Raw genomic sequence first — 7,457 nt, 5'->3', positions numbered from 1 at the left:
GTCCTGCGGCTCGGCGACGGCGTCGTCCTGCTGCCCGGCGCCGACCGGGAGGCCCTGCGCCTCCTGTCCGCGCTGCCGCAGCCGTTCACGCCGCGCCAGGCGGCGGACGCGCTGCCCGCCAGCCGCCGCGTCGCCGTGGCCCTGCTCCGCCACCTCGACCGCCTCGGCCTCACCGCGCGCCGGACGTCCTGACGCCCCAGCGGCTTCCGCGCGGCGGGAAAAACCCTTTGAAACGGGCAGGCTGCTTCTGGCGTCATAGATCACGGTTCGGATCCCGTCGTCCAAGGAGAGAAGGCATGCCGTACCAGACCCTGAAGGGCGGCCGCGTTCCCATCCGGATGTGGGCCGACCCCGGCTCCGTCGAGGACCTCGCCCTCGACCAGCTCCGCAACGTCTCCGCCCTGCCGTGGGTGGAGGGCCTCGCGGTGATGCCCGACGTCCACTACGGCAAGGGCGCCACGGTCGGCTCCGTGATCGCCATGCGGGACGCGGTGTCGCCCGCCGCGGTCGGCGTCGACATCGGCTGCGGGATGACCGCGGCGAAGTCCTCGCTCACCGTCGAGGACATGCCGGACGACCTGTCCGGTGTCCGGCACGGGCTGGAGAAGGCGATCCCCGTCGGCCGCGGCTCGCACAAGCGCGCCGTGGACCCGTCCGCGCTGCCGGGGCTGAAGGAGCGCGGCTGGTACGACTTCTGGAAGGCGTTCGAGGACCTGCACCCGGCGGTGCGCGCCAAGCTCGGCCGCGCGCGGTCGCAGATGGGCACGCTCGGCGGCGGGAACCACTTCCTGGAGCTGTGCGCGGACGACGACGGGGCGATCTGGCTCGTCCTGCACTCCGGGTCCCGCAACATCGGCAACGAGCTCGCCGAGCACCACATCGAGGCGGCCCGGAAGCTCCCGCACAACCAGGACCTCCCGGACGCCGACCTGGCGGTGTTCCTGTCCGGCACCGCGAAGATGGACGCCTACCGCCACGACCTGTTCTGGGCGCAGGAGTACGCGCGCCGCAACCGCGCGGTCATGATGGCGCTCGCGCAGGACGTCGTCACGAAGCGGTTCGGCGCGAAGCGCTGCCGCTGGGGCGAGGTCATCTCCTGCCACCACAACTACGTGGCGGAGGAGGAGTACGGCGGCGCCGAGCTGCTCGTCACCCGCAAGGGCGCGATCCGCGCGGGCCGCGGCGACCTCGGGATCATCCCGGGCTCGATGGCGACCGGCACCTACATCGTCCGCGGCCTCGGCAACGAGACCGCGTTCAACTCCGCCTCGCACGGCGCCGGCCGCCGGATGAGCCGGAACAAGGCCCGCAAGAGCTTCACCGTCGAGGACCTCGTCGAGCAGACGAAGGGCGTCGAGTGCCGCAAGGACAGCGGCGTCATCGACGAGATCCCCGCCGCCTACAAGGACCTGGAGACGGTGATCGAGGCGCAGTCCGACCTGGTCGAGGTCGTGGCGCACCTCCGGCAGCTCGTCTGCGTGAAGGGCTGAGGGGCGGGACGGTGACGGTCACGGGGGCGGGCCCGCGGCGCGGGGCGCGGCGGCAGCGGACGGGGAACGCGCGGTCCGCCGCGGACGGCATGAAGCTGCACCGCAGGACGCTGCGGCTGGACGGGCGGGAGCACACGGTCATCGGGCTGCGGCCCGGGACCGCCGCCCGGTTCAGCACCAACCGGTTCCACGACACCTGGCACGTCCTGTCGGACGGGCACGGCGCCCGCGTCCTCGGCCGGCTGCTGTGGGGCCTGTCCTACCAGTCGCGGCCGGGCACGCTCCTCATGATCGACCGCCCGTTCCTCGTCCCGACCCCGTTCGACGGCGACCCGGCGGACCCGGTCGTCCTCGTGCCCGCCTGGCACACCCCGTTCACCGCGCGGACGGCCCGCGCGCTCGCCCGGGCGCTGCCGGCGTCCCGTCCGCCGGACGGGACGGTCCGCTGGCGTACCCACGGCCTGGACGCCGCGCTGGAGGACCCGAAGGCGTGGTTCGCGCGGCACCGCCTCGTGCCGGACGAGGGGATCGTGGAACGCCTGCACGGCCTCGTCGCGCTCAAGCCGCGGAGCGCCGCGGAGATGCGGTACTGGGCCATTCAGGCGGGGCAGATGGGCAACCCGTCCGGGACGCACGGGATGGCCTACGACTACCTCGGGCCCTGGCGGCGCAGCTCCGGGCACAGCGGCGAGATCCAGATCTTCCGCGACTTCCACCGCGACGTGAGCGTGGCGCGACAGGCCCGGGCGGAGGTCCTCGCCCGCGGCGACGCGCCCGAGGACCCCGGCGAGCTGCGCCCGCTCGTCTGGTGGCAGCACGGCGTCGTCAAGGACCGCCTGGCCGCGTCCCGGAGGGCGCGGCCCGCGGAAGCCTAGGCGGGCCGGGCGAGCACGCGGTCGGCGAAGGCGAGGACCTCGCCGATCACCTCGTCCTGGTTGGTCTCGTTGAACACCTCGTGCCGGGCGCCCGGATAGATCCGCTCGGTGAGGTCGGCGCCCCGGAGCGCCTCGATGCCGGCGCGGCTCCCCTCCAGCGGGACGAGCCGGTCGTCCTCGCCGTGCACCCACAGGACGGGCAGCGCGCCGACCGTCCCGTGCTCGGCGATCCGCCGGATGCAGGCGTCCAGCGCTTCGAGCGTGGCCCGCTTGAACGGGCCGTGCCAGACGAGCGGGTCCTCGACGTAGGCCTTCCCGACGGCGGGGTCGCGGGACAGCGTCGACGGGTCGATGGGCACCTCGGGGATCTCGTCCAGCGCGAGCAGCGCGGACAGGGCGTCCCAGCGCCCGAGGACGGGCCCCGACAGCACCAGCCCCGCCAGCTCCTCGTTGTGGAGCTGGGCGTAGCGGGCGGCGATGAGCCCGCCCATGGAGTGGCCGATCAGGATGACGGGCAGGCCGGGAAGGTCGGTGCGCGCCGACTCCACGACGGTGTGCAGGTCCGCCACGACCTCCTCCACGTCCTCGATCAGGACCCGCTCGCCCGCCGAGCGGCCGTGGCCCATGTGGTCGGGCCCGCACACGGTCGCGCCGTGCCGGACGAGCGCGTCCGCGACGTGGCCGTACCGCCCGAGGTGCTCGCCGTAGCCGTGCGCGAGGACCGCGACGTACCGCGGCCGGTCCGCCGCCCAGATCCGCGCGGTGACGGCGCCGCGCACCCCGGCGAACTCCCACTCCCGTGACCCTGCCACGCGTACCTCCTGTTGGCCGATGGCGCTGCCGCCGCTCAGTGACCGGGCCGATACCGTCTCTCGCGATGGAGCGGATCGTCAACCACCGCAATAGGCTGTGGAGATCGACGTCCATCGGCGCCGGGCCCGGACCGGGCCGCCGAGCAGCCGGAAAGGGGTGACCGTGCTCGTAGACACCTTCGGCCGTACGGCGACGGACCTGCGGGTCTCCCTCACCGACCGCTGCAACCTGCGCTGCTCGTACTGCATGCCGCCGGAGGGGCTGGACTGGCTGCCGAAGCCCGAGCTGCTCACCGACGACGAGGTGGTGCGGCTGGTCGCGCTGGGCGTCCGCGAGCTCGGCATCACGGAGGTCCGCTTCACCGGCGGGGAGCCGCTGCTGCGGCGCGGCCTGGCCGGCATCGTCCGCCGGACGGCGGAGCTGGCGCCGCGCCCGGAGATCTCGCTGACCACCAACGGGATCGGGCTGTCCCGGCTGGCCGGCCCGCTCGCCGACGCCGGCCTCGACCGCGTCAACGTCTCGCTCGACACGCTCGATCGCGACACCTTCAAGCGGCTCACCCACCGCGACCGCCACGGCGACGTCCTGGCCGGGCTCGCCGCGGCCCGGGCCGCGGGCCTGGAACCGGTGAAGATCAACGCGGTGCTGATGCGCGGCGTCAACGACCACGAGGCCGTGCCGCTGCTGCGCTACTGCCTGGAGCACGGCTACCGGCTCCGGTTCATCGAGCAGATGCCGCTGGACGCCCAGCACGGCTGGGTCCGCGAGCACATGGTCACCGCCGACGAGATCCTGGACCGGCTCGCCGCGGAGTTCTCCCTCGAACCCGACGCGGCGCACGAGCGCGGCAGCGCCCCCGCCGAGACGTTCCGCGTCGACGGCGGCCCGGCGACGGTCGGCGTGATCGGCTCGGTGACCCGGCCGTTCTGCGGCGCCTGCGACCGGGTGCGGCTCACCGCCGACGGGCAGGTCCGCAACTGCCTGTTCGCGACCGAGGAGTCCGACCTGCGCGACGCCCTGCGCCGCGGCGCCGGCGACGCCGAGGTGGCCGAGCGGTGGCGGCGCGCCGTGCGCGGCAAGCGCGCCGGGCACGGCATCGACGACCCGTCGTTCCTGCAACCCGCCCGCCCGATGTCGGCCATCGGCGGCTGAACCCCCGATGACGCCCAGCGATGCGCCTGACGGTGCGCCCGGTGGCGCACCCGGCGGTGCGGCTGGCGGTGTGCCCAGCGGCGCGTCTCGCGATGTGCCGGGCAGCGTGCCCGGCGGCGTGCCCAGCAGCGCGTCCGGTGGCGCGTCCGGTGGCGCGTCCGGTGGCGCGTCCGGTGGCGCGTCCGGTGGCGCGTCCGGTGGTGCGCTTGGTGGTGCCTCCCGCGACGTGCGGGGCGGTGCGTCCGATGGCGCGTCTCGTGGTGGCTCGTCAGTCGGTCGCTCGGCTGGTGGGGTACAGGGCGGTGGCGCGTCGGTCCGTGGGGTTTCGTTCGACGCGGTGATGTTGGCGGGTGGGGGCGCCCGCCGGTTTGGGGGCGCCGACAAGCCTTCGGCGGCGGTCGCCGGACGCGCTCTCGTCGAGTGGGTCGCGGCCGCCGCGTCCGGCGCGTCCCGCCTGGTGGTCGTCGGGCCGCCGCGGGACCTGCTCCCGCACGCCGTCGTCGTCCGGGAGGACCCGCCCGGCGCGGGGCCGGTCCCCGCGCTGCGCGCCGGGCTGGCCGAGGTGCGCTCGCCCTGGCTCGCGCTGCTGGCCGCCGACCTGCCGTTCCTGCGTCCCGTCCACCTCGCACAGCTGCTGGAGGCGGCGTCCGGCGCGGGCGCGTCCGGCGCGGTGCTGGTGGACGGGCGGGGCCGGGAGCAGTGGCTTGCCGGCTGCTGGCGCACCGCCGCGCTCCGCACCGCCCTGGACGCCTACACGGGCGCGTCGCTGCGCGGCGTGCTCGGACCCCTGGAGCCGGTCGCAGTTGCCCTGCCGGGGGAGGCGCGCCCGCCCTGGTACGACTGCGACACGCCGGAGGAACTGGCGCGCGCCGAGCGCCTGGCGAGCTCCGCCCCGGGCTCGCGTGCGAGAGTGGGCAGCGTCCATGACGGCGCGCGGAGGGAAGCCATGTCGGTACTTGAGGAGTGGATGCAGGCGGCCTGCCTCGAACTGGGCCTCGAACGCGGCGACATCGACCGGGACCTGGTGCTCGACCTGGCCCGCGACGTCGCGCACGGCGTGGCCCGGCCGGGCGCGCCGCTCACGGCGTACATGCTCGGCCTCGCCGTCGGCCGCGGCGTGCCCGCCCGGGACGCCGCCGCGCGGCTGACCGAGCTGGCCGAGGGCTGGCGCGGCGGGGACGTCGACGTCCCGCCCGAAGAGCGCGCCCGCACGGAGGCTTAGCCAGGGCGGTTCGAGCGGCGCCTCAGGGCGGGTTCAGGCGTTCTCGGCGGGGCCGGCGTCCGGTTCCGGGGCCGGTTCCGGCGCTTCCGGGGCCGGGGAGTCGCGCTCGGCCACGGGGACGACGTCGCGCAGGAAGTCGCGGCGGTCCAGGAACGCCGAGAGGCTCGCGCGGTGCTCGTCGCAGGCGAGCCAGACCTTCCGCCGGTCCGGTGTGTGGATCTTGGGGTTGTTCCAGCGCAGGGCCCAGACGGCGTCGGCGCGGCAGCCCTTGGCGGAGCACTGGAGTTCGCCGGGGCCCGTGTCCGGCGCGGATTCGGTCATCCGGACACTGTGGCACAGCACGCCCGCGGGACGGCGGCCGGGAGGGCGGCGATGGGGCCGCATGGCGGCCCGCTACGCGGTGTGCGCGGTCAGGTGCCGGTGGCATGGCGTTTGACCTGGTGTTCTGCGGATAAGACCGGCTCGTGTGCACCGAGAGTGACGGCGGCGCGGACGCGGAGGCCGGCCGCGCCGCCGAGCGCCGCCACCGCTGGCGGGCGCTCTCGGTCTGCCTCGTGGCCGCGTTCATGAGCCTGCTGGACGTCAGCATCGTCAACGTGGCGCTGCCCTCGATCCGCGAGGGGCTGCACGCCTCCGAGGCGGGGCTCCAGTGGATCCTGTCCGGGTACGCGCTGACGTTCGGGCTGGCGCTGGTGCCGTCCGGGCGGCTCGGCGACGCCCGCAGCCGCCGCGCGGTGTTCATGGCCGGGCTGGCGCTGTTCACCGCCGCGAGCGCCGTCGCGGGGCTCGCGCCGAGCGTGCTGTGGCTGGTCGTCGCCCGGCTGGTCCAGGGCGCGGCGGGCGGCGTCCTGACCCCGCAGGTCGCCGGGATCATCCAGCAGCTGTTCCGGGGCGCCGAGCGGGGCCGCGCGTTCGGGGCGCTCGGCGGCGTGATCGGGATCGCGACCGCCGCGGGCCCGCTGCTCGGCGGCGCGCTGATCGCGCTGGCGGGCACCGGCGAGGGCTGGCGCTGGGTGTTCTACGTCAACGTCCCGGTCGGCGTGGCCGCGCTCGTCCTCGCGTGGCGGCTGCTGCCCGCGCCGGTCCGGGGGAGGCGGCAGGGCCTGGACCCGCCCGGCGTCCTGCTGCTCGGCGCCGGGGTCGTGTGCGTGCTCCTGCCGCTCGTCCAGGCGCAGGAGTGGCACGGCTCCGGGAAGTGGCTGCTGGTGCCCGCGGGCGCCGTGCTGCTCGCGGCCTTCGCCGGCTGGGAGCGGCAGGCGCGGGAGCCGATGGTCGACCTCGCGCTGTTCCGGCTGCGGTCGTACTCGCTCGGCGCCGCGATCGCGCTGCTGTACTTCGCGGGGTTCACCGCCGTGTTCTTCATCTTCACCCTCTACCTCCAGAACGGCCTGCGCTACTCGGCGCTGGAGGCGGGCCTCGCCATCACGCCGTTCGCGGTGGGGTCGGGCACGGCGGCGGCGGTGGGCGGCCGGGCCGTGGCCCGCTACGGCCGCCCGCTGGTCGCCGGGGGGCTCGCGCTGGTGGCCGCGGGACTGGTCGCGGCGTGGGTGGCCGTGGAGCTGGAGCCGGGACGGGGCGTGGCGCTCGCGACCGCGGTGCCGCTGCTCGTCGCGGGCACCGGCAGCGGCCTGGTGATCTCCCCGAACCAGACGATCACCCTGTCGGAGGTCCCGGCCGAGCAGGGCGGCAGCGCCGCCGGAGTGCTCCAGACGGGGCAGCGCGTCGGCACCGCCACCGGCGTCGCCGCCGTCGGCTCGGTGTTCTTCGCCGGGCTCGGCGGGACGGGCGGCGACTGGGCCGCGGCGTTCCGCCGCGGCCTCGTCGTCATCCTCGCGTTCGTGCTGGCGGCGCTCGCGGCCGCCGGCTACGACCTCCTCACCGGCCGCCGCGGCGGCGGAGCGCCGG

The 7,457-nt window shown here is 75.6% G+C and carries 8 protein-coding genes; 6 read left to right on the top strand and 2 right to left on the bottom strand.

Going from position 1 to position 7,457, the window contains the following annotated elements; genetic code table 11:
* The 3 genes from E1300_RS45775 to E1300_RS45765 form a co-directional block, all read left to right on the top strand.
* Nucleotides 1-192 (top strand): SelB domain-containing protein (locus tag E1300_RS45775; protein WP_207400359.1); only part of this gene is annotated, 192 nt, incomplete at its 5' end.
* A 104-nt stretch (nucleotides 193-296) separates the two neighbouring features.
* Nucleotides 297-1,490 (top strand): RtcB family protein, encoded by a 1,194-nt coding sequence (locus tag E1300_RS45770; RefSeq protein WP_131763531.1) that lies wholly within the window; start codon nucleotides 297-299, stop codon nucleotides 1,488-1,490.
* 11 nt (nucleotides 1,491-1,501) lie between these two features.
* Nucleotides 1,502-2,365, top strand: coding sequence for a hypothetical protein (locus E1300_RS45765; protein WP_131763530.1), 864 nt, complete (start codon nucleotides 1,502-1,504; stop codon nucleotides 2,363-2,365).
* Here E1300_RS45765 and E1300_RS45760 read toward each other — a convergent pair.
* On the bottom strand, nucleotides 2,362-3,177 hold the full coding sequence (locus E1300_RS45760) for an alpha/beta hydrolase (RefSeq protein WP_131763529.1): 816 nt from the start codon (nucleotides 3,175-3,177) through the stop codon (nucleotides 2,362-2,364). The genes E1300_RS45765 and E1300_RS45760 overlap by 4 nt on opposite strands.
* Before the next feature lie 163 nt (nucleotides 3,178-3,340).
* Between E1300_RS45760 and moaA the strand changes: the two genes are divergently transcribed.
* Nucleotides 3,341-4,330, top strand: a complete 990-nt coding sequence (moaA, locus tag E1300_RS45755) for a GTP 3',8-cyclase MoaA (RefSeq protein ID WP_242619824.1) — start codon at nucleotides 3,341-3,343, stop codon at nucleotides 4,328-4,330.
* A gap of 340 nt (nucleotides 4,331-4,670) precedes the next feature.
* Nucleotides 4,671-5,552, top strand: a complete 882-nt coding sequence (locus E1300_RS54105) for an NTP transferase domain-containing protein (RefSeq protein WP_131763533.1) — start codon at nucleotides 4,671-4,673, stop codon at nucleotides 5,550-5,552.
* A gap of 33 nt (nucleotides 5,553-5,585) precedes the next feature.
* On the opposite strand, the gene E1300_RS45740 is transcribed toward E1300_RS54105, so the two are convergent.
* Nucleotides 5,586-5,873: a hypothetical protein gene (locus E1300_RS45740; protein WP_131763528.1), complete on the bottom strand. Its 288-nt coding sequence runs from the start codon at nucleotides 5,871-5,873 to the stop codon at nucleotides 5,586-5,588.
* 143 nt (nucleotides 5,874-6,016) lie between these two features.
* Between E1300_RS45740 and E1300_RS45735 the strand changes: the two genes are divergently transcribed.
* A partial coding sequence (locus E1300_RS45735; protein WP_242619823.1) for a DHA2 family efflux MFS transporter permease subunit occupies nucleotides 6,017-7,457 on the top strand: 1,441 nt, incomplete at its 3' end.

The sequence above is a fragment of the Actinomadura fibrosa genome (assembly GCF_900659615.1).
Taxonomy (GTDB): Bacteria; Actinomycetota; Actinomycetes; order Streptosporangiales; family Streptosporangiaceae; genus Spirillospora; species Spirillospora fibrosa.
Note: the sequence above shows the minus strand (reverse complement) of the source record. Positions and strands in the feature narration are given on the sequence as shown.

Excerpts from the sequence above, each read along its gene's own strand:
- E1300_RS45770 (WP_131763531.1), top strand. The coding sequence starts at position 297 with ATGCCGTACCAGACCCTGAAGGGCGGCCGCGTTCCCATCCGGATGTGG.
- E1300_RS45740 (WP_131763528.1), bottom strand. The coding sequence starts at position 5,873 with ATGACCGAATCCGCGCCGGACACGGGCCCCGGCGAACTCCAGTGCTCC.
- E1300_RS54105 (WP_131763533.1), top strand. The coding sequence starts at position 4,671 with ATGTTGGCGGGTGGGGGCGCCCGCCGGTTTGGGGGCGCCGACAAGCCT.